The sequence below is a fragment of the Aneurinibacillus tyrosinisolvens genome, from assembly GCF_001015055.1.
Lineage (GTDB): Bacteria > Bacillota > Bacilli > Aneurinibacillales > Aneurinibacillaceae > Aneurinibacillus_A > Aneurinibacillus_A tyrosinisolvens.
This window is the reverse complement of the sequence record NZ_BBWZ01000009.1, coordinates 94,323-119,960: the sequence shown is the minus strand read 5'-3', so window position 1 is coordinate 119,960 and position 25,638 is coordinate 94,323. Positions and strand designations below refer to the sequence as shown.

General features: G+C 46.2%; 33 protein-coding genes and 2 riboswitches. Of the genes, 18 read left to right on the top strand and 15 right to left on the bottom strand.

Going from position 1 to position 25,638, the window contains the following annotated elements:
* Complete coding sequence (locus MBEAL2_RS10965; protein WP_047152344.1) at positions 1 to 330, bottom strand: metal-sensitive transcriptional regulator; 330 nt, start codon at positions 328 to 330, stop codon at positions 1 to 3.
* Positions 331 to 492: 162 nt separating this feature from the next.
* Here MBEAL2_RS10965 and MBEAL2_RS10960 point away from each other — a divergent pair, with 162 nt between their 5' ends.
* Positions 493 to 807 carry a DUF5665 domain-containing protein gene (locus tag MBEAL2_RS10960; protein ID WP_047152343.1) on the top strand — a complete coding sequence of 105 codons (315 nt, stop codon included), beginning with the start codon at positions 493 to 495 and terminating at the stop codon, positions 805 to 807.
* Positions 808 to 810: 3 nt separating this feature from the next.
* Here the strand turns inward: MBEAL2_RS10960 and yxiS are convergent, their stop codons facing one another.
* On the bottom strand, positions 811 to 1,113 hold the full coding sequence (gene yxiS, locus MBEAL2_RS10955; protein WP_047152342.1) for a protein YxiS: 303 nt from the start codon (positions 1,111 to 1,113) through the stop codon (positions 811 to 813).
* 184 nt (positions 1,114 to 1,297) lie between these two features.
* On the opposite strand from yxiS, the gene MBEAL2_RS10950 reads away from it, so the two are divergent.
* Both MBEAL2_RS10950 and pssA read left to right on the top strand, forming a co-directional pair.
* Positions 1,298 to 1,489 carry a hypothetical protein gene (locus tag MBEAL2_RS10950; protein WP_047152341.1) on the top strand — a complete coding sequence of 64 codons (192 nt, stop codon included), beginning with the start codon at positions 1,298 to 1,300 and terminating at the stop codon, positions 1,487 to 1,489.
* Positions 1,490 to 1,561: 72 nt separating this feature from the next.
* On the top strand, positions 1,562 to 2,053 hold the full coding sequence (gene pssA, locus MBEAL2_RS10945; protein ID WP_082129894.1) for a CDP-diacylglycerol--serine O-phosphatidyltransferase: 492 nt from the start codon (positions 1,562 to 1,564) through the stop codon (positions 2,051 to 2,053).
* 27 nt (positions 2,054 to 2,080) lie between these two features.
* Here the strand turns inward: pssA and MBEAL2_RS10940 are convergent, their stop codons facing one another.
* The 4 genes from MBEAL2_RS10940 to hrpB form a co-directional block, all read right to left on the bottom strand.
* On the bottom strand, positions 2,081 to 2,575 hold the full coding sequence (locus MBEAL2_RS10940; protein ID WP_047152339.1) for a glutathione peroxidase: 495 nt from the start codon (positions 2,573 to 2,575) through the stop codon (positions 2,081 to 2,083).
* Positions 2,572 to 3,225, bottom strand: a complete 654-nt coding sequence (locus tag MBEAL2_RS10935) for a sensor histidine kinase (RefSeq protein ID WP_161798202.1) — start codon at positions 3,223 to 3,225, stop codon at positions 2,572 to 2,574. The genes MBEAL2_RS10940 and MBEAL2_RS10935 overlap by 4 nt, the downstream gene beginning before the upstream one ends.
* Positions 3,186 to 3,695, bottom strand: coding sequence for a histidine kinase N-terminal domain-containing protein (locus MBEAL2_RS31060; protein WP_161798201.1), 510 nt, complete (start codon positions 3,693 to 3,695; stop codon positions 3,186 to 3,188). The genes MBEAL2_RS10935 and MBEAL2_RS31060 overlap by 40 nt, the downstream gene beginning before the upstream one ends.
* 134 nt (positions 3,696 to 3,829) lie before the next feature.
* Positions 3,830 to 6,343 (bottom strand): ATP-dependent helicase HrpB, encoded by a 2,514-nt coding sequence (gene hrpB, locus MBEAL2_RS10930; protein WP_047152338.1) that lies wholly within the window; start codon positions 6,341 to 6,343, stop codon positions 3,830 to 3,832.
* Positions 6,344 to 6,497: 154 nt separating this feature from the next.
* Here hrpB and MBEAL2_RS10925 point away from each other — a divergent pair, with 154 nt between their 5' ends.
* From MBEAL2_RS10925 to MBEAL2_RS10910, 4 genes are all read left to right on the top strand, one after another.
* Positions 6,498 to 6,938, top strand: coding sequence for a GNAT family N-acetyltransferase (locus tag MBEAL2_RS10925; protein ID WP_236692765.1), 441 nt, complete (start codon positions 6,498 to 6,500; stop codon positions 6,936 to 6,938).
* Positions 6,939 to 7,072: 134 nt separating this feature from the next.
* Positions 7,073 to 9,190 carry a PAS domain-containing sensor histidine kinase gene (locus MBEAL2_RS29200; protein ID WP_052947663.1) on the top strand — a complete coding sequence of 706 codons (2,118 nt, stop codon included), beginning with the start codon at positions 7,073 to 7,075 and terminating at the stop codon, positions 9,188 to 9,190.
* Between the two features lie 249 nt (positions 9,191 to 9,439).
* A complete protein-coding gene (locus tag MBEAL2_RS10915) occupies positions 9,440 to 9,991 on the top strand; it encodes a TetR/AcrR family transcriptional regulator (protein ID WP_369405496.1) in 552 nt (183 codons plus the stop codon).
* Between the two features lie 546 nt (positions 9,992 to 10,537).
* Positions 10,538 to 10,990 carry a CBO0543 family protein gene (locus MBEAL2_RS10910; RefSeq protein WP_052947662.1) on the top strand — a complete coding sequence of 151 codons (453 nt, stop codon included), beginning with the start codon at positions 10,538 to 10,540 and terminating at the stop codon, positions 10,988 to 10,990.
* Position 10,991: 1 nt separating this feature from the next.
* On the opposite strand, the gene MBEAL2_RS10905 is transcribed toward MBEAL2_RS10910, so the two are convergent.
* Positions 10,992 to 11,903 (bottom strand): RluA family pseudouridine synthase, encoded by a 912-nt coding sequence (locus MBEAL2_RS10905; protein WP_047152334.1) that lies wholly within the window; start codon positions 11,901 to 11,903, stop codon positions 10,992 to 10,994.
* 158 nt (positions 11,904 to 12,061) lie between these two features.
* Between MBEAL2_RS10905 and MBEAL2_RS10900 the strand changes: the two genes are divergently transcribed.
* The 8 genes from MBEAL2_RS10900 (at position 12,062) to MBEAL2_RS10865 (ending at position 17,286) form a co-directional block, all read left to right on the top strand.
* The gene (locus tag MBEAL2_RS10900) at positions 12,062 to 12,430 is read left to right on the top strand and encodes a hypothetical protein (RefSeq protein WP_047152333.1); all 369 of its coding nucleotides are present in this window, start codon (positions 12,062 to 12,064) and stop codon (positions 12,428 to 12,430) included.
* A 59-nt stretch (positions 12,431 to 12,489) separates the two neighbouring features.
* Complete coding sequence (locus tag MBEAL2_RS10895; RefSeq protein ID WP_047152332.1) at positions 12,490 to 12,675, top strand: DUF5325 family protein; 186 nt, start codon at positions 12,490 to 12,492, stop codon at positions 12,673 to 12,675.
* A gap of 173 nt (positions 12,676 to 12,848) precedes the next feature.
* A complete protein-coding gene (locus MBEAL2_RS10890) occupies positions 12,849 to 13,766 on the top strand; it encodes a cation diffusion facilitator family transporter (RefSeq protein ID WP_369405491.1) in 918 nt (305 codons plus the stop codon).
* Positions 13,741 to 14,106, top strand: a complete 366-nt coding sequence (locus tag MBEAL2_RS10885) for an ArsR/SmtB family transcription factor (protein WP_052947661.1) — start codon at positions 13,741 to 13,743, stop codon at positions 14,104 to 14,106. Before MBEAL2_RS10890 ends, MBEAL2_RS10885 begins: the two co-directional genes overlap by 26 nt.
* Before the next feature lie 29 nt (positions 14,107 to 14,135).
* Positions 14,136 to 14,621, top strand: coding sequence for a PaaI family thioesterase (locus tag MBEAL2_RS10880; RefSeq protein ID WP_047152330.1), 486 nt, complete (start codon positions 14,136 to 14,138; stop codon positions 14,619 to 14,621).
* Between the two features lie 36 nt (positions 14,622 to 14,657).
* Positions 14,658 to 15,446, top strand: a complete 789-nt coding sequence (locus MBEAL2_RS10875) for an alpha/beta fold hydrolase (RefSeq protein WP_047152329.1) — start codon at positions 14,658 to 14,660, stop codon at positions 15,444 to 15,446.
* Between the two features lie 160 nt (positions 15,447 to 15,606).
* Positions 15,607 to 16,404 carry an undecaprenyl-diphosphate phosphatase gene (gene bacA / locus MBEAL2_RS10870; protein ID WP_047152328.1) on the top strand — a complete coding sequence of 266 codons (798 nt, stop codon included), beginning with the start codon at positions 15,607 to 15,609 and terminating at the stop codon, positions 16,402 to 16,404.
* 117 nt (positions 16,405 to 16,521) lie between these two features.
* Positions 16,522 to 17,286 carry a MerR family transcriptional regulator gene (locus MBEAL2_RS10865; RefSeq protein ID WP_047152327.1) on the top strand — a complete coding sequence of 255 codons (765 nt, stop codon included), beginning with the start codon at positions 16,522 to 16,524 and terminating at the stop codon, positions 17,284 to 17,286.
* A gap of 54 nt (positions 17,287 to 17,340) precedes the next feature.
* Here MBEAL2_RS10865 and MBEAL2_RS10860 read toward each other — a convergent pair whose 3' ends face one another.
* Positions 17,341 to 17,655, bottom strand: a complete 315-nt coding sequence (locus MBEAL2_RS10860; protein WP_052947660.1) for a rhodanese-like domain-containing protein — start codon at positions 17,653 to 17,655, stop codon at positions 17,341 to 17,343.
* Between the two features lie 3 nt (positions 17,656 to 17,658).
* On the bottom strand, positions 17,659 to 18,471 hold the full coding sequence (locus tag MBEAL2_RS10855; protein ID WP_047152326.1) for a TIGR00266 family protein: 813 nt from the start codon (positions 18,469 to 18,471) through the stop codon (positions 17,659 to 17,661).
* A 240-nt stretch (positions 18,472 to 18,711) separates the two neighbouring features.
* Between MBEAL2_RS10855 and MBEAL2_RS10850 the strand changes: the two genes are divergently transcribed.
* Positions 18,712 to 18,897 carry an aspartyl-phosphate phosphatase Spo0E family protein gene (locus tag MBEAL2_RS10850; RefSeq protein ID WP_047152325.1) on the top strand — a complete coding sequence of 62 codons (186 nt, stop codon included), beginning with the start codon at positions 18,712 to 18,714 and terminating at the stop codon, positions 18,895 to 18,897.
* A gap of 90 nt (positions 18,898 to 18,987) precedes the next feature.
* A complete protein-coding gene (locus MBEAL2_RS10845; protein WP_047152324.1) occupies positions 18,988 to 19,212 on the top strand; it encodes a DUF1128 domain-containing protein in 225 nt (74 codons plus the stop codon).
* A gap of 43 nt (positions 19,213 to 19,255) precedes the next feature.
* Here the strand turns inward: MBEAL2_RS10845 and MBEAL2_RS32245 are convergent, their stop codons facing one another.
* Entirely contained in the window at positions 19,256 to 19,408 is a 153-nt protein-coding gene (locus MBEAL2_RS32245; RefSeq protein ID WP_173427707.1) for a hypothetical protein, read from the bottom strand.
* Between the two features lie 10 nt (positions 19,409 to 19,418).
* The gene (locus MBEAL2_RS10840) at positions 19,419 to 19,898 is read right to left on the bottom strand and encodes a YkzI domain-containing protein (protein ID WP_152667760.1); all 480 of its coding nucleotides are present in this window, start codon (positions 19,896 to 19,898) and stop codon (positions 19,419 to 19,421) included.
* Between the two features lie 184 nt (positions 19,899 to 20,082).
* Positions 20,083 to 20,190: riboswitch (glycine riboswitch) on the top strand.
* Positions 20,191 to 20,202: 12 nt separating this feature from the next.
* A riboswitch (glycine riboswitch) is annotated at positions 20,203 to 20,315 on the top strand.
* A 95-nt stretch (positions 20,316 to 20,410) separates the two neighbouring features.
* Here MBEAL2_RS10840 and purU point away from each other — a divergent pair.
* A complete protein-coding gene (purU, locus tag MBEAL2_RS10830) occupies positions 20,411 to 21,310 on the top strand; it encodes a formyltetrahydrofolate deformylase (RefSeq protein ID WP_047152321.1) in 900 nt (299 codons plus the stop codon).
* Between the two features lie 33 nt (positions 21,311 to 21,343).
* Here purU and MBEAL2_RS10825 read toward each other — a convergent pair whose 3' ends face one another.
* The 4 genes from MBEAL2_RS10825 to MBEAL2_RS10815 form a co-directional block, all read right to left on the bottom strand.
* A complete protein-coding gene (locus tag MBEAL2_RS10825; protein WP_047152320.1) occupies positions 21,344 to 22,690 on the bottom strand; it encodes a bifunctional folylpolyglutamate synthase/dihydrofolate synthase in 1,347 nt (448 codons plus the stop codon).
* Complete coding sequence (locus MBEAL2_RS10820; RefSeq protein ID WP_047152319.1) at positions 22,680 to 24,014, bottom strand: bifunctional folylpolyglutamate synthase/dihydrofolate synthase; 1,335 nt, start codon at positions 24,012 to 24,014, stop codon at positions 22,680 to 22,682. Before MBEAL2_RS10820 ends, MBEAL2_RS10825 begins: the two co-directional genes overlap by 11 nt.
* Before the next feature lie 129 nt (positions 24,015 to 24,143).
* Positions 24,144 to 24,317, bottom strand: a complete 174-nt coding sequence (locus tag MBEAL2_RS31740; protein ID WP_161798200.1) for a hypothetical protein — start codon at positions 24,315 to 24,317, stop codon at positions 24,144 to 24,146.
* Positions 24,318 to 24,487: 170 nt separating this feature from the next.
* Complete coding sequence (locus MBEAL2_RS10815) at positions 24,488 to 25,633, bottom strand: glycerate kinase (RefSeq protein ID WP_236692763.1); 1,146 nt, start codon at positions 25,631 to 25,633, stop codon at positions 24,488 to 24,490.
* Positions 25,634 to 25,638 lie beyond the last annotated feature (5 nt).

The following is a 25,638-nucleotide window of genomic DNA, read 5'->3' as shown; positions in this document are numbered from 1 at the left end:
CTATTTCATCAGCTTATTCATTGTTTTCAGAAGTTCATCGATGACTTCCTGATCGCCCTCCTGGATCCTTTCAATAACACAGCTTTTCATATGGCCTTCCAGGAGAAGCCTGCCTACAGCATTAAGCGCCGACTGGACAGCGGCAATCTGGTTCAGAACATCATCACAATAGACATCTTTCTCAATCATCCCTTTAATGCCCCGGATTTGCCCTTCGATCCGGTTTAAACGGCTGGCCAAATTGTTCTTTACTTTATCTGAATGGTGGCTTGTTCTTCTACTCCCGGAGTTGCAATCATGATGCGGGTCAAGGTTTTCCGTATGCTCCATTATAATTTTCACTCCCTTTTTATTACTCTTATTATACAATACCCTTTTACCGTATGTTCAAGGGATTGAAATAGCTTCCGCAATTTTTTTATGTTGAGAGAACGGAAAACAGGGTAAATAAAAACTAGGTCTTTTATTTTAGAACACCGGGAGGAAAACGGCATGGGAAAATCGCGTTCTCCCGTAACGGGGGATAAGATGGAAAGAAGAATCCGGGAGAGGCTGGACTGGCTCGCCGATCAGAGAGAGAAGCTGCGGGTAACGAAAGCAATCGAGAAATATCAGAACCCGAAACGAACGTTTCTTGTGAATCTCCTGGCGATCGTTTCTAACTTTGTCGGGCTTACATTCGGCACTGTACTCGTCATTGCCGTTGTTATTTATATTTTAAGCTTGTTTACTTCCGCTCCGCTCATTGGGCAATATATTTCCGTTCTGCTTGATTGGGTGAATTCCTTTAAAAAAGTAAAGGGATAAAGCTTATTGTTTATTCCCGATCCGGTTTTGCACGGCAAAGGCAAGCTGTTCATTATCGAATGCCATCAGCACATTGAGCAGTGTCTCAACCGGAATCTCCCCGGCCTCTTTCTTCGGAACCGTAAGGGCCTGCATATTTTTTAGCTCTTGTGGAATACTCTGTTCAGGGTATGCTTCTTTATAAAGAGCTTCCGGGTTAATATCGTGGTTTACACACCACTGCGAAAAAATTAAAATCATCGCGGAAGTATCGCGCATGTATGAATCTGTCATTTTTTTCTCTAGTTCTTTTTGTTCGTCTTTCATTACGGCACTCCTAACCATTCATATTATTCGATGTCATTATACAAAGAAAATCGCAAATTGTCATTTCTATTGAGGTTTCTATTTACTATATTGTAAAAAATAATAAAAATTGGTAGTAAAACTAGTTGAAATTTTCTGTTAAGTGGGGTATAATTATTGGACATAACAAGAAGGAGGCCAAAGCATGAGAATGTATGTATGCTTATCCTGCTTCCAAGCTAAGCAGGGCGACCACCATCGAATTGACGCTAATGTTTGTGAAACCTGCTCCCCTAGCTTTATGGATAACAAAGACGCCACCCTTCTTCCCGACATGGTTTCTCTTTGTGTTATAGCCGACAGTGATGAACAGGAAAACCCGTCAGCGATTTGCTGACGGGTTGTTTTATATTATACTTATATTGAAGGCATCGTTTTCTTTTGTTCCCATTATGAAACTTTGAGGTGAATCATGAGTTCAATTCGTCGCTCTATTCCTAATGCATTTACGCTCGGTAATTTGGTTTGCGGGATTTTCTCCATCACATTCGCAATGAATGAATTTTTTACAACGGCCGCCATTTTAATTCTACTGGCCGCAGCGTGCGATGTATTCGACGGGAAAATCGCCCGTATGCTGAAGGTCGATAGCCCTATGGGAGTTGAACTTGATTCGCTGGCCGATATTGTTAGCTTCGGTGTTGCTCCTGCTATTCTCGTCCATTCCATGCACCACCCTTCAGTTTTCCTTACGCTGGCATTTGTATCCTTCCCGATTGCAGGCGCCTGGCGCCTGGGGCGCTTTAATATCAAGCCAACGGTAGGCTATTATATGGGCGTGCCCATTACTCTCGCCGGCCTTCTTGTTGCGGTTCTCGCATTATTCTCCTTTTCGAGCCCCGTGTTCTTATTGATTCTCGCGATTCTTATGGTTAGCCCGATACGAATTCCTAAATTATAAAGGCTCCCGCAAAGGAGCCTTTATAATTTAGCCTTCCTTGCCCTCCTCTAAGAGGCGGATAATTTCGGCGTCTAACTCCTCGGGTTTCACCGCAGGAGCATATCGCTTTACCGGAATCCCCTGTTTATTCACCAGGAATTTCGTGAAATTCCACTTTACCGCCTTCGTCCCCAGCAATCCTGGTGTGCTCTCGGTAAGATATGCAAACAGCGGATGAGCATCAGCACCGTTCACATCTATCTTTTCAAACACGGGAAACATAACGCCGTACGCAGTCTGACAAAAATTTTGAATTTCTTCATTCGTTCCCGGCTCCTGATTAAGAAACTGATTGCTCGGGAACGCCAGGATTTCAAATCCTTGCTCTTTATACTTCTCATACAATTGCTGAAGGCCACTGTATTGAGGGGTAAATCCGCACTTGCTCGCAGTATTGACAATAAGCAGCGCCTTTCCTGCGTAGTCGGAAAGAGGTTTCTCTTCCCCCGATATGGTTCTAGCTGTATAGTTGTAAACCGTCATGCTTGCCCCTCCTCCCGTGTCTCCTCACATTTGAAACGGATGCAAAATGTTGTTAGAGACGGTTCAGATTTACACGATATCGTTCCGTTTTGCTTCTCAATAATTTTCTTGCATATAAAGAGCCCAATTCCTGTCCCCAGTTCTTTCGTTGTGACAAACGGTTCAAAAATAGCCTGAATTAAATTGGGTGAAATACACGGGCCATTGTTCGATACAGAAATTTCAATCTCGTTTCCTACTGTTTTCATTTCGATATACAGCTTTCGCGGTGTGTTCACTTGCTGCAGTGCGTCGATCGAATTAATCATCAGGTTAATAAGCACCTGTCTCGTCTCTTCCTTATATCCATAGAAGTAAACGTTCGGTTGAATCGTCGGTACCACTTCCACATCCCCGTCCACAAGGCTGGGGTAAAGGAAATCAAGAACCTCCCTAAATAATTCGCTAAGAAGGAACACTTTCTTGCTTCTGTCTGTATCCCCTCTCCTGGATACGAGCAGAAATTGTGAAATTCGATATTTCAACTGCTCCAGTTCATGCTCCATAATATCCAAATATTCAAGTTCGGCATATTTCTGTTTCAGCAGTTTAGTAAAACCAATGACAGAAGTTAAAGGGTTGCGAAATTCATGGACAAAACTTGATGCCATTTGCCCAAGTATAGTAAGCCTCTCCTTATGCGTCTGTTCGATGAACAGTTCCTTTTTTTCCAAATCAGTGTCTTTAAGCTCCGCGTAGCGTGATACCGCACTGTACAAGAAGTGATCAAACATTCGTTAATTTTCACGCTCCCTAATTGGAGCTGTTCTAACGGAAGACCTGATTCATACATACGATTAAAGATAATACTCCGGCCAAGGCTCACGTTGTACACAAATTCCCCGATATTAATCCCGGCCTGCATGCGCTGTACAGCTACCCTGCGGGCAAGCTTCTCCACTTCTTCCAAACCAATCCGTGACTTCAAGTAATCCACTACAAGCTTATACATCACCAGGCCGTTGCCATAAACTTCTCCACTGTACGGATCGGTATCGGCAATAATGACTCCGTTTGTCCACTCACTAATCAGCTTCACTTCGTCGATTTCTAGAAAATCCGCAAATTGTTCTTTTAACATCTCCGGCTCCCTAAACTGAATTTCACTTTCTCTTACCTTATTTACACATGCCTGCATAAATATCCTTTTGGATTGTGAAAAACGCGATTAAAAAGTACATGACAGCATTGTTCAAATAACCTTCTCATGCCGTTTTATTCTCTGGGACGCGTTCGGCTTGTAGGTATCGCTTCCAACGGATTGTCCGGCCAGTAATGCTTCGGATAACGCCCTTTCAAATCTTTTTTCACTTCAAAATAAGCGTTCCGCCAGAAGCTGCCCAGGTCCCTTGTCACCTGAACAGGACGCTGTGCCGGAGATAATAAATGCAGAGTAAGGGGTACGCTTCCACCAGCGATACGCGGCGTCTCCTTAAGCCCGAACATTTCCTGGAGCCTGACAGCGAGCACCGGAGAAGCAGGATCGCTGTAATCAACAGGAAGGCGCGTGCCGCTGGGAACGACGATATGTGTAGGAGCATACTCATCAAGCTCCCGGCGCTGCTCCCAGGAGAGCATCGATTCGAGAATTCCTGCTACATTTATTTTCTGTAAATCAGCGCGGCTTTTATATCCATACAGGTGAGGGGCCAGCCACTCTTCCATTGTGGCTGTAAGTGAGCCACCCGATACATCCGGCCATCGCTCCGGCTTGTAACGGTGCATGAAATGAAGGCGCTGCCGCAGCTGGCGGGCAGCTTTCGTCCACGGCAATATTTCTAATCCTTCCTCCCCAATCCCGCGAAGGAGCGCCTCCAGGCAACGTTCCGGATCTGGCTCGGAAAGCGGGACTTCGCTCAAAACGAGCGCACCCAGGCGCCTGCGTTTTCGCGCGCGCACTGCCTGTGCCGCCGGATCCCAATCAACGAAAGCCTCCTCTTCCATTTGATTCCCAAAGTGCCGTTCCACATCGTCCAGGTTTAGGGGAGCAGCCAGATAAATCCGGCTCTCCGGCCCCTGACCGTCCAGCTCTGCCGCAACCACATAGGCTGCGTTTGAAAGCGGCTGTGTTTTACTAAAAACCGCTCCGCGGCCGCTGCGCAGAAGAAACCGTCCGCTTGATCTTAATCTGGCAATCCGATCCGGATAAGCAAATGCAAGCAATAGCCCGCAGGCGTTTATGTCATCATCTTTCCCGCCCGCCGGGACCCTAACAATACGTTTCCAGTAATCCGCCTCAGAAAGAATCCGGCGGCAGGCGGTCCAATCAATGTTCGTTTCCCGGGCCCGTTTGGTCTGCCCTTCCCTCTTCAGGCTGCGGAGCACCTCGATACGCAATCGTATGTCCGCATCCGGTGCTGTTTTGCCGTAGCGAAAAAAATCCCGTTCACTTAAAATCGCCGCAAGCTCACATCCGGTTTCTCCATAACCGAGATCTGCAGCTTTAAGAACCATGTGCGCGAGCCGGGGGTGCATCCCAAGTTCGGCCATACGCCGCCCGTGCGCGGTAATCATTCCGCCTTCGTCCAGCGCACCAAGCTGGCTCAAAAGCTTGCGAGCCTCCGCAAATGCGGCGGCAGGAGGCGGATCAAGCCAGGGCAATTGTGCCGGTGCGGACGCTCCCCATGCGGCTAACTCAAGCGCCAGCGGCGCTAAATCGGCTTCCAGTATTTCCGGGATACTGCGAAGGGCAAGACTCCGATTTTCCTGTTCGGTCCAGAGGCGGTAACACACACCCGGCCCCTGCCGGCCCGCCCGGCCGCAGCGCTGGTCCGCCGAAGCCCGCGATACTTGAACCGTCTCCAGCCAGGCCATCCCGGTTCGGGGCGAGAACCGGGATGTACGCATAAGGCCGCTGTCAATGACCGTTCGAACCCCTTCCACTGTGAGACTCGTCTCAGCGATTGAAGTTGCAAGGACAATTTTACGCTCTCCCGGCATGCCCGGTGAAATCGCTAAGTCCTGCGCCTCACGTGTAAGGCTCCCATAAAGTGGAGCGACCCGGACATGCGGTTCCAGATTGCTCTCCAGAAGCAGCGATTCTATCTTCCGGATTTCCCCTGCTCCCGGCAAAAAGACAAGAATACTGCCTTCTTCGCTTTCCAGTGCATCAACAATCGTACGAGTAACAACAGCCTCCATTCTCCCTTCCATCGGCCTGTTTACATAGCGTGTTTCAACCGGAAAAGCCTTGCCTTCGCTTACAATAACCGGCGCATCTCCCAGAAGAGCTGCTACAGGTTCGGCATCCAGGGTAGCTGACATAACGAGAATGCGCAGGTCTTCCCGCAGCACCGCCTGAGACTCCAGACAAAGCGCAAGTCCCAGGTCGGCGTGGATGCTTCTCTCATGAAATTCATCAAAAACAACGAGCCCTACGCCTTCAAGCGCGGGGTCTGCCTGCAGGAGCCGGGTAAGAATGCCTTCTGTGATGACCTCAATCCGCGTTTTTTCTCCAATCTGGGCGTCCAGCTTGACCCGGTATCCGACGGTTTCCCCAACATGCTCGCCCAATGAGGCAGCCATGTAATGGGCAGCGGTGCGGGCAGCGAGCCGGCGGGGTTCCAGCATAAGAATGCGGCGGCCTGCAAGCCACGGCTCGTCCAGGAGGGAAAGCGGAATTCGGGTTGTCTTGCCTGCGCCCGGGGGTGCTACAAGTACCCCGCTGTTATGGGAGTCAAGTACGTTCTTTAATTCGGGCAGCACCCGCTCGATTGGAAGTTGTGTCATGATAGATCACTCCATGAATTACATTGTATCTGCATATATGATAGTAAGTCTCCTGATGTGCTTGCAACATTCCCAGGGTTTCCCCCGTTAGAATCAGTAAACAGCATAGCCGCCTCTCTGACAAGACCTGCGGCGAAGAAGGAGGATCCTCATATTGGAAGAAATCGTACCCGTTAGCGCGGACAACATACAGGAGTGTATAGAGCTTTATACGAAAGTTTTCAATGATGAACCGTGGAACGAGACTTGGACGCACGAAGCTGCCGGGGAAAGGCTGCTTGATTTACTACATACACCTAGGTCTTTGCTTTTTTCCCTGTCTTCTCACGGCCGGTTGGCTGGCCTGGTTGGCGGTAACTGCAAAAGGCATTGCGGCGGTACAACCTTTTATTTAGCCGAACTTTGCATTGACAATAAAATACAGGGCAAAGGATATGGCTCAAGGCTCCTTACACATTTGGAAAGAGAGTTAAAGTCAATGGGCGTACAAAGTATTTACCTGCTGACGATGAACGGCAGACAGGCTGAAGCTTTCTATAACAAACATGGTTATGTCTTAAATAAAAATCGGATCGTTATGGCAAAAAGCCTGTAATCCCCCCAAAGCAGGTTGCCTTCGCTGGTAACCTGCTTTTTACTCCTTCCTATTTTAACAAAAGAACCCCTGCTCTTTCACAGGAAATGGTACTATAACTAAAAACAAGTCTTTTTGTTGATACGGAGGTTTCTATGATTCACTGGCTAACTGAAAAGCAGGTAAAAGTAAAATGGAGCCCTTTTAAAATCTCCATTTTGTTTACTCTTCTCCTTTCCCTCTACTTTATTATTTCGCATCGGCTGCTGCGTCCATATTTCTCTAAACCAGGCCTTTTTGTTCCTGTCCACATTATACAGGATGCGTTGTCTATTCTTATCGGTGCCTTCATCATTTACATCTTCATAAAGCAGGATAGAAAAAAACTTCTCGCCTCGAAACGGAAGCTGCGGGAGGAACAAAAGACGTTGTATACGCTCATTAATAATGTCCCCGACTTCGTATATTTAAAGGACAAGGAGGGGCATTGGATCGAAGGGAATGAAGCATCTCGTCGTTTTTTTGAGATTGAGGATGCCCCTTATGAAGGAAAAACGAGTGCACACATTATTAAAATCTACGGGGACCGGCATCGTTTTTTCTCGGTTTGCCATGATTCAGATATAGAAGCATGGCGTAGCAAAAGAACGATTCGTTTTGAGCAAATCTTCCAAAAAAAAGACGGAACCTTGCTTACTTATGATGTGATTAAAGTTCCTATCTTTGATACGAATGGCGAACCAAAAGTGCTCGTAGTGACAGCGCGTGATATTACAAATTCAAAAATAACGGAAAACAAGTTAAAGGAAAGTGAACAGCGGTACGAGAGTCTTTATAACGCAATCAGCGGCGGCATTGTCCTAAAAGACAGGGAAGGCACTGTTCTGCACGCCAATGAGGAAGCCTGCAAAATATTAGGCGTAAAACAGGAAGAAATACACGGCGGCAACCCCAAGAATGCACCATGGAAGTTTTTCGAAGATGACGGCCGTCTCTTATCCTATGAGGAACAGCCCTACATGATTGCTCTTCGCACAGGGCAGCGTATACAAAATGCTGTACTGGGCGTAGAGCTCGCCGGTGACTCCTCTTACCGCTGGATTTTAGCCAACTATGAGCCCATTCTTGATACGGCTACAGGACAGCCTATTGAGGTACTGGGGACTTTCCTGGATATTACCGACCTGAAACAAACGCAAGAGAGACTAAGGGAAAGCGAAGAACGGTACCGCCTTTTGGTTGAGCACCTCCCTGATAAAATAGTAGTTGTCAACCAGAAAGGTATATTCTCTTTTATAAACAAAGAAGGGGCAGCCATTATGGGTGTAAAAGAACCATGGGAACTGCTAGGAAAAAACGTATTTGATTTTATTGAACCTGATTACCATGAGCTTATAAAGATCTCCGTTAATAAGACCAAAAGGGAAAAAGTCATTATTGGACCCCTCGAGTATAAAATTAACACGTTTGATAATAGAATAATCGAGGTGGAAACGATTTTTATTTCCATAAATTATGAAGGGCAGCCGGCCTGGTTAGGCGTTGGCCGTGATATCACCGGAAGAAAACAAATCGAAGAGGCCCTTAGGAAGGCTGACACGATTTCCATTGCCGGAAACCTGGCGGCCGGTGTAGCACATGAGGTACGAAATCCTTTAACAGTCATACGGGGATTCATCCAATTATTTAAACAGCAATACGAAAGCGAAAACCAATACTTTGATATTGTGTTAGCCGAGGTAAATCGAATTGAACTCATTATTAATGAGTTTTTGATGCTTTCCAAGCCGCAGTCATTTACTTTCAGAAAAAATTCCGTTCAGAAAATCATTCAAGGGACTGTCACTTTGTTTGAAACGCAAGCTATCATGAAAAATATCGAGATTATTACAGTATATGACGAAAATCTTCCTATGATTGAATGTGAAGAAAATCAATTAAAACAAGTTTTTATTAATCTTTTAAAAAACGCAATGGAATCAATGGCGGATGCAGGGGTAATTAAGGTGGAAGCAAAGAAACAGGAAGAAGGGATTAGTGTCCGCTTTGTAGACCATGGGTGTGGAATCCCCCCTGAGAAAATCAAGAAATTAGGTGAACCTTTTTATACTACGAAAGAGAAGGGGACCGGCTTAGGGCTCATGGTGAGCTACAATATTATTAAGAACCATAAGGGAAAAATTAATGTGATGAGCTCTCCCGGACAGGGAACTTCCTTTGAAATCATTCTCCCGCTTACACTTGACTCTGCTTCGAAAAGAGAAGCACAGTAACAAATATGACCGCGACAAATTAGCCGGGGTTTAACGATGAACTGCGGAAAGTATTTATGGAGATTCATTTTAATCTCTGCCGAAGCCCCTCCTGCCGGGAACAGGTGGGGCTTTTTAATGTTCTCCACCCAAAATTTTCATTGACTTTCACCTAACTAAGTTAGATAATTTTACTAAAGTTAAATAAAGAGGTGATAACATGGGGTAAATGAACGGAGGAAGCGTCAAAAAGCCGCTTTAAAAGATGAGATTCTCCTGGCTGCGCGCAGGATTTCCGCACAGGAAGGCTGGCAGTCAGTGACTATTCGTAAAATCGCAAATGAAATTGAATACAGTCCCCCGACAATTTATGAACATTTCTCCAATAAAGAAGAAATGATGCATGAGCTTGTATCCGAAGGATTCCGCCAGTTACTTGAAAAGTTGCGCCATGCTTATCTTAAAGCTGATAACCCAGAATCCGGTTTTATGTCACTTGGAAAGGCATACCTGGAGTTCGTACAGGAAAGTAAGGAATTATACGAAGTAATGCACGGACTGGGCACTATAAAATTTGGTACCGACAAAACTCCAGCTTCTGCAAAAGAAACGTTCGCTTTTATGCGAAGTGTGGTTAAGGATCTCTTTGTATATAAAAGCTGGGAAGAAATAAATATTGATGATGAGGTAGATATCGTCTGGTCATCATTACACGGGTTGATTTCTCTTTCAGCAGCTCATCGAATTGCCGGCGATACTTCCCGGTTTGAGCGTTTGCTTCACAAAACACTGGCTAACTTTTTAGTTCTGTGGAGCATGTAGCCACCCCATCCTCTGCCTTTTGTAAAACAGAGTATGGGGCAATTTTAAAAAACTAACTAAGTTAGATATTATTACATAAGTTAGGAGTGTTGATGATGGAAACCTGGCTGCTTGGCTTCGAGAGAATCCTTTTAACCTGCATGGTAGGAGGTGGAATTATTATTGCTGCCTGTGTTCGCCCCTTTATTTTGCAGTCGCTAAAAACTTTGAATTCTGATGTTTTATAGTCGAAGTTTATTCTTCTCCTGGCTTCTGCGCTCCTCATATGGGTTAGCTTTAGTTAAATCCTTTTCCCTATAGAAACATATGTAATAAGCTGCCGGGAAGCCCCGACAGCCTGAGCCCCTCCTACGAGGGGTTTTTTATATTAATAGCGGAAAAACTGCATCTCAAAGGAAAAATTGGTTCTAATGACCAAAAAATGGATTTGAATTGGTGTAAAAAACCAATAAATAGGATATAGATAGGAACTACAACAGATGGAAATTAATTTAACTACTACAATATATTTACTTATAGATAATGGTGTAGTCAGGGGAAATGAATATGTTTTTTATGCTTCGGGATTTGATTGCCTGGTTCATATGGTTATTGATTGCTGATAAGGAGCGGTGGAGGGAGATAGTCCCTGTATGCTTTTTTGCAGGTTTTTTAGGTGCTACAACAGATAATATTATCCATCATCATCCTCTATGGACTTATCCTTCAAAGCAACCCTTACTGCCTTTGCTGGGAGATGACTGGGGTATCTATTTTGTTGTTACATATTTGTTCATTCAATCGTTACCTAAACAACATACTTTTTGGCGTATATCCCTTCACCTGTTTATCTTTGCAAACACAGGGCTTATAATCGAATGGCTTCACGTAATTACAAACCATATGACACATGAAAGATGGTGGAATTATGGGTATTCATATTTCGCAAATGTAATCCTGTATTTGATGTTTTATTATTTCTACAAAATCTTTCGATTGCCTAAACTAAATGAAAAATAACTTATTTCGCACCCCGAAGAGGGCCTAGAAATGCCCGGGGAATATCCGTCTCAAAACGCAGCAGTTCGCCCGTCGCAGGATGCAAAAAAGCTAAAACACGGGCATGGAGTCCGAGACGGCCAATTGCCTTTGTTTTTGCACCGTATTTCTTATCGCCCACAACCGGATGTCCTATATCCTGCATATGGACACGAATTTGATTTTTCCGCCCTGTTTCAAGATGGACCTCCAGCAAGGAAAAACCCTGGCTTGCTTGAATAACCTTGTAGTGTGTCACGGCGTGTTGTCCGTCATTAGGATAAGGACTGGAATACATTTTTAGAGTCTTACTTTCTTTCAACCACGACGAAATCGTGCCTTCCGGTTTCTTTACCACCCCTTCAACCAGGGCAATGTACGTACGTTCCCGTACAATGTCCTGCCATGAATTTTGCAGCTTTTGCTGGACATCCTTGCTTTTGGCAAACATCATAACTCCGGACGTATCGCGGTCCAGCCGGTGTACGACAAAAATCCGGCTTTTTGGATTTTGGGTGCGGACGTGCGCCATAAGCTGCCGGTAGGCTGTTAACTCATTCTCCTGGGAAGAAGCAATCGAGAGCAATCCGGCTTCCTTCCGGATTACAATGATGTCTTCATCTTCATGCAAAATGGCAAGTCCGACCATTGAAGTTTCTTCTGAAGCTCTATTGTTTCCAATGGAAACGGTTTGTCCGGGCTGCAGCAAAAAATTGTGTGCAGTCACGACCCGATCGTTTACCGATACTTGTCTGCGGGTTAATAACGATTTAACGGCGTTGCGGCTGAGGTTCGATATACTTTTCAGTAAAAAAGGCAGCAATTCCGCCGGTTCTTTCACCGTGTACCGTTTCACTTTGGCCTGGTTCCGATTTGGATGATTTTTCTTATTCATGTATGAAGCCCCCTGATTTGCCGCTATTTCAAACGAATAATGAATAGCTTTTCATATCTACCCTTAGTGTAGGCTTGTTTCCTAAACTTACTACAATCAATCTTAAAATAAATTTGATACAATGGTATGGATGAACAATGCACCGGGAGGAATTTCATATGTCGATTTCGACAGAGATCGCTTCACTGGAGACACTGGCCCTCATTCATCGCACGGATGATATGGAATATATATATAATCGCCTTGTCTATAATTTTAGACGTGTCTCACATTTTGATTGGATTGGCTTATACATACTGGAGGGATCCACTTTAAAACTTAAGGCCTCGTCGAATGATACGGGCCCCTTTTCCCTTGCCCGAAAATCCATTCTTCAGGTTCCCATTAAAGTGGAGGGACACCTGCTCGGCAAAATACTCGTGATGGGCCGGCCATCGATCCATATCGACGAATCGGATCATATTGCCGTTGAGAAAGTCACCGAAGAAATCGGTAAAAAGCTAAGAAGAATTGCAAAACCAGCCTGACTTTCCTTTGGTTTTTCATTACGTATGTATATAGTATAATACATAATGAGGTGAAACGAATGACAACCCATAAAATACAGTCTCTTCTTATCGCTATTTTCTCCGTTCTTTGCTTACTCGCTGTCGGCGTTTCCATTGCGGAGAGAAGCGCTCTGTTTGCCGTTATCTTTTTGCTGGCCGCCATCCTGCTCGTGGGCTTTGGTTTCATGCTAAAGGGCAAGCGGCGTAAAAACGGAACCCTGTAAACCTTCTGCTATGCGGAAGGTTTTTTCTTTTGCCTGAGAAGTGAGAAAGAGAATCATCCTTACTATTCAAACGTTTACTTGAATTCACTTCATAGAAACTATACAATGAGGGCAGATAAACAGGAAGAAAACGGGAGGGTTTATTATGGGCGATCACCATCACCATCACGGGCATGGCCACTCACACGGGCATAGCCACTCCGATCATGCAAATCGGAATTCGCTATTTTTTGCTTTTTTTATTAATTACCGCTTTTATGATTGTAGAGTTTATCGGAGGAATTTGGACGAACAGCCTGGCCCTGCTGTCCGACGCGGGACATATGCTGAGTGACTCTGCTTCCCTTTTTCTAAGCGTTCTCGCCATGTGGCTTGCTGACAAACCTGCCACTGCAACGAAAACATATGGCTATAAACGAACGGAAATACTGGCCGCACTTTTTAATGGTGTTGCCCTATCGGTCATTTCCATTTACATCTTTGTAGAGGCGTACCACCGCTTTTCGGCGCCGCCGAGCGTTGCAAGCAAAAGCATGATGTTTATCGCTATTCTTGGGCTTCTGGTCAACATTGTGGTAGCCTGGATTTTAATGCGCGGGGATACGTCTGACAATCTCAACGTACGGAGCGCATTTCTCCATGTGCTTGGCGACATGCTGGGTTCAGTCGGCGCGATCGTCGCTGCTATCCTCATCTGGGCGTTTGGCTGGAATCTCGCGGATCCAATCGCAAGTATTATTGTGGCCATTCTTGTGCTTTTTTCCGGGTGGCGCGTCATTCGGGATTCGGTAAATGTGCTGATGGAAGGAGTGCCGATAGGAATCGATCTTGAGGAACTAAGGCAGGGAATTCTTTCTTTACAAGGGGTGGAAGACATCCACGACCTTCACGTATGGACGGTAACTTCCGGCTTTCCATCGCTGAGCTGCCATATTGTTATCAACACCCTTGATAACACCGGGGATGTACTGCGGGCAGCCAACCGGATGTTTAAGGAAGACTTCCATATTACCCACACAACGATACAAGTCGAGGATCAGCAAATGTGCGAGGAGGGGAATGTTTGTGACGAAAAAGTCCACCAGCACTGAGGGCTGCCAGGAGCTTGCTCCCGGCAGGCTGGATGAACTGCACCATCTTATCGCGGATAAGCCGGCCCGGCAGCTGGCGGGATGGTTTAAAGGCCTGTCCGAGGCAAACCGGGTAAAAATCGGCTATGCCCTGACTTGCCACGAGGAACTATGTGTGCATGACATTTCTGAGGTTGTCGGTATTTCCGTCGCCAATGCCTCTCACCACCTGCGCCTAATGAAAATGCTCGGCTTAACCAAAACACGCAAAATCGGAACGACCGTTTTTTATTCCCTGGCCGATGATCATGTTCGTAATATCCTCATATTGGGTATGGATCATATGGAGGAAGGGACATAATACACCATGATACCAGACAGGAGAAGAAAATGACGAACCAGGAACTGATGCAGGCGATTGGGCAACTATCCGAACGAGATGTAAAAATCATGGAAAGAACGCTTAGCGCCCTTACAAATATGAAAGAAAATAAATATCCCTTCCTCGGAAATTTTCTCGGTGTTATTGAAGAAACGAGTGACAATCCTGACATTTTTGTCTGCTCCATGCCCATTACCCGCGAAGTGTTAAATCCATACCGCATTGTGTATGGCGGCATCACCGCAACGCTAGCCGATATGGCAATGGGCTGGATGCTTGAGCTGCGGATTTCCGGAAAAGACAAGTTTGTAACGCTGGATATGAATATCAATTACCATAAAGCCGGTACAGGTAAGAAGCTTACTGCTACAACGCGCGTATTAAACCAGGCGCAGGATATTTGGCAGATGGCCTGCGATATTCATAACGACAAGGGAGAGCTTGTTTCTACATCAACAGGTACGTTTCTTCAATTACGCCGCAGCAAAGAATGATGTACGAACATTATTAAGAGAAAGGCTGGGATATTGATGAAGAGAATGAACGTGAATGGGATTGAAATGGCCTATGAGGATCGCGGACAGGGAGACCCCGTCGTCCTCCTGCACGGATTTTGCGGCAGTTCCGCCTACTGGGATGAAATCATTCCGAAGCTGGAGAGCAAATATCGCGTCATTGTTCCTGATCTACGCGGCCATGGCAAAACAGCTGTACCTGAAGGAACGTACTCCATGGAGCAGATGGCCGAAGACATTAAAAATCTCTTAGCTTCGTTAGATGTTTCTGAAGTGAAACTTCTTGGTCACTCCCTCGGCGGTTATGTTACGCTTGCTTTTGCGGAGAAGTACTCAGACATGCTGACCGGGTTCGGTCTTATTCATTCCACTGGCCTTCCGGATGATGCGAAAGCAAAAGAAGGGCGAATGAAGGGGATAGAAACACTGGAAACCGAGGGCATAGAACCGTTTGCCGACAATTTGGTTCCTAAGCTTTTTTCCAGCCAGAACATCAATAACCTCGGCCCTGCAGTAGAAAAGACAAAAGCCATCGCTCTGGCGACTGATCCCAGGGGTGCGATAAATACCCTGCGGGGAATGATGGAGCGGCCTGACAGAACACAGGTTATCGCCAGCACCAATAAGGCGGTTCTCCTCGTTGCCGGTTCAGATGACGGGGTTATCCCTCCAGATAAAGTATTCTCCGCTGAACAACAGCTTGTTCTCTCTGAAACGATTGAAAACGCCGGCCACATGAGCATGCTGGAGAAGCCGGATGAGCTGGCGGGTATTCTCGATCGCTTCCTCGACCCAGCGCTATAAGACACAGAAAAATATAGACAGTAAAAAGAAATAAGTTCCCAGGGGGCTTATTTCTTTTTGTTTCCATGTGTGTATTTTTTGTAAAGAGGTGGTCAGTTCTTTTCAACAGTACTATACTAGTCTTTGTTGGTTTAATTAACTTAAAGCTTGGAGGATTTGTATGAGTGTACTTATCATTGCCATCATTCTGGGGATTGTAGAAGGATTGGCAGAATTTTTGCCGATTTCTTCAACCGGCCACCTCATATTAGCCGGACATCTGCTGCATTTTGAAGGCGAAAAAGCAGCTACTTTTGAAATTTTTATCCAGCTTGGATCGATTATGGCAGTGGCCGTTCTTTATTGGCGCCGATTCCTTAATTTATTAGGCTGGAGAAGAGAAAAAACAATGGCACCGCGCTTGAATCTTTTGCACGTTATTCTGGCGATGCTGCCAGCGGTCATTCTTGGACTTCTTCTTCATAGCTTTATTAAAGAAAAGCTCTTTTCTCCTTATACCGTACTCATCAGCCTTGTTGTCGGCGGGATTTTCATGATTGTAGCAGAAAAAAGCCGCGTCCCTGTGCGGGCGGAAACGGTGGACGATATTACGTATAAGCAGGCATTCAGCATCGGGCTGTTTCAATGTCTCGCCCTCTGGCCGGGTTTCTCCCGTTCAGGCGCTACGATAGCAGGCGGATTGCTCGTAGGAACAAGCCTTAAGGCGGCAGCGGAGTTTACGTTTATTGTTGCAGTTCCGATTATGGTTGCTGCCACAGGGCTTGATCTGGTTAAGAGTCTTCCTTATTTGTCTGTGAACGATATCGGCTTTTTTGCCACCGGCTTTTTCACAGCTTTCATTGTTGCGATGCTGGCTGTCGTGACATTCCTTAGAATATTAAAGAAAATCAATCTTACTCCGTTTGCCTACTACCGCTTCGTAGTGGCGGCGATTTTCTGGTTCTTTGTTTTACGTTAATATAGGAAAGGAAGGCACACACAATCAGTGCCTTCCTTTTTTTTATTCTATTTTTAGAAAGAGGATTGACCCTAACGTAACGTGATGCCTTACAGTAGTTACAGGAGGTGATGCGAAATGGCGTATACGGTAAAAGAACTGGCACAGCTATCGGGTGTCAGCGTTCGAACGCTTCATTACTATGATGAGATCGGCTTGCTAAACCCCGCCTTTCTTGGAGACAATGGGTACCGTTATTATGAAGAGGACCAGCTCTTACAGCTGCAGCAAATTTTATTTTTTCGCGAGTTGGATTTTCGTCTGGACGATATACAGGCGATCCTCAAAAGCAGTACATTCGACCAAATAGACGCTCTTAACTCACATAAACGCCTTCTTGAGCAAAGGGCAGAACGCATAAACAAATTGATAGAAACCGTTATAAAGACCCTTACACATTTGAAAGGAGAAATCGAAATGAAAAACGAAGAAATATACTACGGATTTGACAAGAAACAACAGGAAAAGTATGTGGAGGAACTGAAGGAACGCTACGGAAAACAGGCGGAAGAGTTAATTGAAGAAAGCAATGAGAACACGAAAAATTGGGAGAGAAAAGATTATAAGGAGAATAAAGAGGCCGTCGATGAAATTCACATGGAGCTTGCAGCTGCAATAAATCAAGGCTTAACTGCTGAAAGCCCGGAGGTACAGCGGCTTATTAGAAGGCACTATGAATGGGTGAATAAATTCTATACCCCGACCAAAGAAATCTATGCCGGGCTGGGAGATTTATATGTAGACCATGAAGATTTCCGGAAAATGTACGATTCTTTCCACCCGCAATTAGCCGAATTTCTCCGGGATGCGATGAAATATTTTGTCGGACATGAACTGTCATAGAAAAAAGATCTAAAGGGAAAGTCCGACCGGGTGCTTTCCCTTCTTTAGTATCCCTTATAGATTTAAATGGAGTGCAACCTCCGCCATGCCACCCTCCACATTCACTACCTTGTCAAAACCATTACGCAATAAATAGTTCGTAACATGCCAGCTCCGTACCCCATGCGCGCACACCACGTATACTGTCTGGTCTTTATCCAGCTGATCCAGATGCTCAGGAACCGAGTTCATAGGGAGAAGGCGCGCTTTTTCCAGGTGGTACATTTCCCACTCATAGGGTTCGCGCACGTCCATTATGTAAGCTTCATCCAGTTGTCCGTCTCGGTACAATTGTGCAAAGTCATTCGATGTGATTGAGTATTTATCCATCGTTTAAGAGTTATCCCCGTCAAAAAAGTTACCCAGATTGCCGAGAATACTGCCCTCTTCCTTGCTTCCACCCCGCTGCGGTGCGGCCGCAAAAATCCGGTCTGCCAGACGGCTGAACGGCAGCGATTGGACCCACACCGTTCCCGGGCCTGTTAGCGTGGCAAAGAATAGGCCTTCCCCGCCAAAAAACGCGGTCTTAATTCCACCGACGAATTGAATATCATAGTCCACTTCTTTCGTCATGGCTACAAGACAGCCAGTATCCACCTTCAATGTTTCTCCAGCCCTTAATTGTCTTTCATAAATCGTTCCGCCGGCATGGATAAACGCAAGTCCGTCTCCCTCCAGCTTCTGCATAATGAAGCCTTCACCCCCAAAAAACCCGGTACCAAGTTTACGCTGAAAATCAATGCCAACCGAAACACCTTTTGCCGCACAGAGGAACGCGTCTTTCTGGCAAATCATTTTTCCGCCGTGCATGCTTAAATCCATCGGAATAATCTTCCCCGGGTAGGGCGCCGCGAAAGACACATGCTGTTTGCCTGCTCCCGCATTCGTAAATACAGTCATAAACAAGCTCTCACCAGTGATCAGACGCTTCCCTGCACCGAGAAGTTTGCCAAAGAGCCCGGTCGATTTCGCTTCCGATCCATCGCCGAAAATCGTCTCCATCTGAATGCCGCTTTCCATCATCATCATCGCACCGGCTTCAGCAATAACGCTTTCCTGTGGATCCAGTTCGATTTCAACAAACTGCATATCATCACCGTGCAGTGTAAAGTCGATTTCATGGTTATTCCGTAATCTATCCTGCATCTATTCTCCTCCTCGGTTTACTTTCTTTATTATTCACTGCTGCACTTTTATTATATATGCGGGAAAGAAAAGAGAAAACAAATTCCATCCCGTCCCAGATAACTTTACTCTATTGGAAGAGTCTAAATTATTAATCATTATTAAATGGCACTTTTTCCTGTGTAAACTTTGCAGGAAGGCTGTATAATAGAGTGTACATTTATTTTATATGCTGATTCACTTTTAAAGGGGACAGGCTAAATGGAACACATTATTAATAAAATTGAAGAGCTGCGGAAGGAAATGATCGAGACTGCCCGGGGCAAAAGCTTGACCCATCCCGACGTATGCAAGGTTAGCCGGCATTTGGATTTTTATATAAATGAATATATCAAAATGACAAATGCAGCGGATCATTCTTCATCCTTTTTCAAGGAATGCATGTAGAGCGGAACAGTTATCAACGAGGATAGCTGTTCTTTTTATTTTGCGGCATGGTACAATTATTTTATGCTGCATACCGAAAGGATGGATTCCATGGACTTATCGAACAAAACTCCGGAAAACGTAGAATTTATGGTTGAGGAGATTAAAAACAAATTGCGCATGGCCAATATGGCCGCCATCAAATCCACCCACTTTGATGAGGAAAAATATGAAGATTTACGGGATATCTATGAGATGGTGATAAAGAAAAGCTCCTTTAGCATCAGTGAAATGGAAGCGATTGTAACAGAGCTCGGAAGTTTGCGTAAGGCATAACGGTAGAAGGGAAGGTACAGTCGCCGGTACCTTCCCTTCCTTTCTAATCAAATAGTCCGCCCTTCTTATACTGCTTTGGCGCGCTCCTTGAGCTGCCCAGCGTCTTCTCCGGCCTGTTCTTTCCGCCTTGCGAGGCGTTTTTCTTCTTCTTCTCCTCAATAAATTTCCGCATCATCTCGCTGTTTTTGTTGCCCATACTTTCCTCCTTATAGCATTTCCCATTCTAAAAGCTGTTGCCATAGCTGGGCAAGCTTTTCTTTGCTCTCGGCTGCTGCATCCTCGTCATCTTTGTTCAGCGCATTATGAAGAACCGTGAGGTAATAATCTATCTCAAACCGGATCGCCTCTTCTTCGGGCTCGTCCGGGTTTTTATCCAGCAGTTCGGTGAGAAGCCTGATAATTTCCTTCACCCCATCCGAATCGACAGTATAAATCACCTGGTATGTATTTTCCAGGCTGAATATCCCCTGCTTCGAATCGTTCGTCACAATGACATACGTCATATTCATAATGGCAATCTCGTCTGTATCCGGAACGTTAGTCTGTTGTCCATCCGTCAAAAATACAGCATTCTGCTTAACATTATAGCTGTTTTTGAAGGATTGATACACCATCGTAACCCGTTTCCCGAATTTTTTGTTTAATGCATGGTATAACTGTGAAAGATGCATCTCGTTGTTAATCATCGTTGTTCCCTTCCTCCCCATAGTCTGTGCCTCTATTTAGAAAGTATTCTAAATTCTATCTGATAATTCCTATAATTGCTAGTCCTTCTTTAATATTTTCGGTTTTTTCATTGTTATCCTTTACTAAAGGATTGACGCCGGATAAATAACTCATTATAATCATAAATAATTTAAAACAGGATGGATGATGGTTGCAGGAGAATCTTCGCATAGCGAAGAGCCGAAGGAGCAAAATGCTTTCTCTCACCGGGGAATGCATTGAAACTCTCAGGTGTCTCTCGGCAGGAGAGGCGGTACTGCATCCGGACATACCTCTGGAGAGTTCTGTTGCGAACAGACACCGAAGGAGCAAATCCGCCAGGACCTTACTTATGATCCGGCAGATAATCTCTCAGGTAAAAGGACAGGGGATTCGGGTGGGTTTTTTGCTGTTATTTCCATTCGATATTCTCTGACCATGTGCAGGCGCATGGTCTTTTTTTATTTTTTAAACAAATGGAGGTAGGAGCACAGTGGAGCAGGTACTTACACAAAAAAAAGCAGGCAAAACAAAATGGAAAAACAGGGCACGCATTCTTTTGTCCTGTCCCGACAAACCGGGTGTCGTGGCGGCCGTTTCCCAGTTTCTTTATGAAAAGGGAGCAAATATCGTGCAGTCTGATCAATATACGACGGACCCGGAGGGCGGCCAGCTATTTATGCGGATCGAATTCGACCTTCCCGGACTGCATGAACAGCTGGACAAAATAAAGCTGGACTTTGCGGACGCGGTGGAACCATTCGAAATGAAATGGGAAATCCGTACAGCCGAAAAACCGAAACGGCTGGCCATATTCGTATCGAAAGAAGATCACTGCCTCATGGAACTGCTCTGGCAGTGGCAGGCGGATGCACTATACGCGGACATTGCACTGGTCATTAGCAATCACCCGGATAGCAAAGCAGCTGTAGAATCACACGGCATTCCTTTTTACCACCTTCCTGTAACGAAGGAAACGAAAACAAACGTTGAAAAACAGCAGTTGGAACTGCTGGCACATTACGATATTGATGTCATTGTACTGGCACGTTACATGCAAATCCTTTCATCAAGCTTTGTAACAGCCTATCCGAACCGCATTATTAATATCCACCATTCCTTTCTCCCTGCCTTCATCGGCTCAAACCCATATGCCCGGGCTTACGAGAGAGGTGTCAAGCTCATTGGAGCGACGGCTCACTACGTAACGGAGTCTCTTGATGAAGGTCCGATTATCGAACAGGATGTACAGCGTGTAAATCACAGGGATAACGCGGACGATCTGAAGCGTATCGGGCGTCATGTAGAGCGGATTGCCCTGGCGCGTGCGGTCGCATGGCATCTGGAGGATAAAATTCTTACGTATAACAACAAAACCGTCGTTTTCCATTAAATACAATGGGAGTACAGTGCACCTGTGCTCCCGCTACTTTCCGAGATCAAGCAGCGATTGGTCCCACAGCCGCTTGGCGCTGCCGATGAATGTCTGTGTGCCGAGAATAAGAATTAAATCAACCCCACTGTCTGCTTTTGCCAGTTCAACAGCTTCAGCCAGCGTGCCTGTCTCTTTGCTTTTTTTATTGAACCGCCTCGCTGTTTCCAGGGCATTCGCCGGAAACGCTTTATGTGAAGAATCAGGTTTGGTAACAATCAGCCTGTCCGAGAAAGCACCCGCTGCCCTCATCACGCCTTCGTAGTCCTTATCCTCCGGCACAGCAATAATTGAGGCAATCTTCCTCGCTCCTATTGATTCGACAACTTCCTTTACATACCCAGCAGACGCCGCATTAATTGTTCCATCCAATACGACCGTTGGATTTTCGTCGATGATTTCACACCGCCCCGGCCACTGTACCCCTTGGAGCGCTTCTTTTACTATGGCGTGAGCAAGCGGCTTCCCTGTGATACATTCGCATGCTTTGACCGCAGCTGCCACGTTATCAGCCTGAAAGGCGCCCAGCAGCGGAATGCGTAGATCCGGGTAGCCGGCCAGGTCTGTATGCAGATCAAAATGTGTACCGCTTCTACTGAGCCTTATATTAGACGAGCGAAACTGCCTGCCATAATAATATACGTCCCCACTCCCGCCAGCCAGCATGCCCTCTATGTACGCCATCGCATCTCCGCTCTGTTTATTCACAATAACAGCCTGCGTGCCCTCTTTCACGATCCCTGTTTTATGGCGCACAATGTCCCGGAGAGAGGAGCCGAGATACGGTATATGCTCCTCAAACACCGATCCGATAACCGCCCACTCATTAGCGAGAACATTTGTATCGTCATAGCAGCCTCCTCTGCCCGTCTCAACAACCGCATAATCCACCCCTCGCTCCCGGTAATATTTCAGAGCCACAGCAAGCGTGATTCCTACCGGCCCCTGGTACTCCTCCCTTGATAGCCTCTGCTCAATTTCACCGGCAAAAGGCGAAACTTCGCTGCAGATTCGGACAAAATCGCTGTCTGAAATCGCTTTTCCATCAATGCGTATTCTTTCATTGAAATGTACAAGGTGCGGTGAAGTAAAAAGCCCGGTCTTATACCCGCAATGGCTTAAAATGCTAGAGATAAATCTGGAGGTGGAGCCCTTTCCTTTACTCCCGGTTACGAGGATAATCTTCATTCCTTTATCAGGCTCACCCATTCGATCCAGAAGTTCGCGTGTCAGCGCTGGTCTCCGGGTGATGGAGTCATCCGCCTTCGGGATATAGTTCACAGCCCGTAAATAGGAGGCATAAATAAAATCCTCCGCTTCCTGCATCGTATTATATCTCATAAAGGGCCTCCATCCTTCCGCTGTTTAGAAAGCCAACGAGATAGAGCGAGCCAGTTACAATAAGCACCTCGTCTTCTTGTAAGCCGGACATTGCCTGCCTGAAAGCTTCTTCCACTGTATCGCAGTAAGTACAGCCGACCCCATACTTGTGAAAGTTTCGCTCCACATCCTCCCTGCCCACCCTTCGTTCCTTAAAAGGGGACGGTGCGGCGTAGAAGGGGGCATTCATCTCCGCCAGAAGACGGGCAGTTTCCTCCATGTCCCTGTTGGAAGTAAAAGAAACAAGGATCCGTTTCCTCTCAATACCTGACTCTTTCACATAGTTCGCAAGTGCCTGGAGCTGGAGCGGATTGTGGGCACCATCGAGCAGGATTTTCCTTCCTCCCACTTCCCGCCACTCCATCCGTCCCGAGAATCTCATCGAGGAAAGGCCTTTTCGTACCGCTTCCTCTTCCACCCCGAACCCTTCCCGGCGCAGAATTTCCATAACACACAATGCTGTGGAAGCGTTCTGTACCTGGTGGCGGCCGGGCATGTTTATTTTTACCCCATCCAGCGAAAGCGAAAAGCCCTTATAATCAAACCGGCTCCCTGCTTTTGTTACCTCACGGATCGTGCTTTCGTATTCTCTGTTCCAATATAAAAATCGGGTAGAGATTCGTTCATTTTCAGCATGCTGCAACTCAATCCTCGCTTGAGGTTCAGTCATGCCGCACACCGCATAGGCTGTCGATTTCTTAATAATGGCCGCCTTATTCCGCACGATTTCACGAATGGTGTTTCCAAGCAAATGGGAATGATCGATCGTGATTTCGGTTATAACGGAAATAAAAGGGTCAAAAACATTAGAGGGGTCGCTTTCCCCTCCTACTCCGTTTTCAAAAACAAGAAGCCCTGCGCCTTTTTTCTGAAAGAACATGAGGGCAATTAACACCATCACGTGCATGTGGCCTACGCTCTTCTCTGCATCATACTCCGTCTCAAGTCTTGCTTTAATTTCTTCAATAAAGGAAATGAAAAGAGAAGCCGGAATTGTTTCCCCATTGTATGCGAACCGCTCTTCATACGTATCGAGATGAGGACCGGTAAACAATCCATGGTGAATTCCGTGAGCGGCAAGCATGGAAGAAAGAAAATGGGCCGTGGACCCTTTTCCACACGAGCCTGTAATCTGGATAATCTGATAACCCGCCGTATCTAACCCGAATAAAGCCAGAAGCTCTCTCATTGTCTTGAGGTGGGCTCCGTTTCTCCGATCGGTCACCCTCGTGTTAAATTGTGTTAAATAATCGAGACATTGTTCATAAGACATAGCATCAGGCATACTCTCACACCTTATTTTGTAATGTTCTTCTGTTCATTCCATTATAAAGCATGAGTGGAATGCTGTGTGCCTGAAACGTAAGAAAGCCGATTGATATGCTGCTGCAGCGTACCAATCGGCTTTTCCTATCTATTCGTACTTGCCTTCTCTATTATCGTAACGTCCGGGAGCGCTTTTCGCTTCTTCAATGATTTGGGGCTGGGATGTCGTATGTGTTTCAAAGACGTTCGTTAATGCCTTCTCATGGGTTCCAAGAATTTGCACTTCCCTGTTAACCTTCTCTGTTTTCTTTTCCTTTGCCATATGCCCTTCTCCTTTACGCGTGTACAGAATCGGATTTTATAAACCACACCCTTTTAGTTTCCCAATAGGCAAAGGATATTATCCTGATTACCATCGAGCACAGAATTTCCTGGCAGAAAAGAGGGTAAATACCAAAAAGATCCCTCCGTTTTTTGGAAGGATCTTTTTTGTTACCGGGGTGATAGAGCAGACGCACTGTTAATAAGCCTTGCAATATCCCTTGCGCTTTCAAACAAATACGTTTCCGCGTTCTGCATGCAATCCTCTAAGGTGGCCGGCCCGCGCACAATCGAGTGGCAGCTCACAAAATAATCATATAATTGCTCAATGCCCTGCCCCAAACCTCCTGAAAGCAACACGGTCCTCACGTTATACTGCTGCGCCATCTTCGCTACATAGGAAGGAACCTTGCCAAACAGAGTTTGAAAATCACTCCGTCCTTCTCCGGTAATGACCCAGTCCGCATGCTGAATTCGCTGTTCGAGACCCGTTGCTTCCGCCACGATGTTCGCTCCCGATTCAATTTGGGCTCCCACGGCGAGCAAGGCAAACCCCAGCCCTCCCGCCGCTCCGGCACCCGGTACAAACTGAAAGGATTTGCCCAGCGCCTGTTCAACCCGGTTTGCGTAAGCGGCCAGGGCCTGATCCAGCTGTTCTACCTGGTCAGGGGCAGCTCCCTTCTGTGGACCAAATACATAGGAAGCTCCGTTAGGTCCGCAGAGCGGATTTTCCACATCGCTCGCCACCCGGATGGTGCACTCCTGCACCCTCGCATCCAGCCCTGTAAAATCAACGGATTCAATCGCCGCAATCGCCCCGCCATTCGATTCAACCGGGCGGCCATCTTTATCGAAGAAGACTGCTCCCAGAGCCTGAAGCATTCCGCAGCCGCCGTCATTCGTCGCGCTCCCCCCAAGGCCAATAATAAAGCTCCGGTATCCCCTATCAAGCGCATGGCGTAAAATTTCGCCCACTCCGTATGTCGTCGTCAGCATGGGATTTCGCTTTTCATTCGAAATCATAGGCAGCCCCGCCACGCTCGCCATCTCGATGACAGCAGTTTTGCCGTCTCCGGTTACGCCGTATGCGGTTAGCACTCTCTCCCCGAGCGGTCCGGTTGCTTCAAGTTCAGTCACTTGTCCCCCGGTAGCATACACAAGTGTATCCAATGTTCCCTCTCCCCCGTCAGCCATCGGAATGACCTCAATACGGACATTCTCCATCTCTGATAGGAACGCCTTCCGGATTGTTGTTCCTACTTTCATTGCGGACAAACTTCCTTTAAAAGAATCAGGTGCAATCACAATTGTAGTCAATTTTT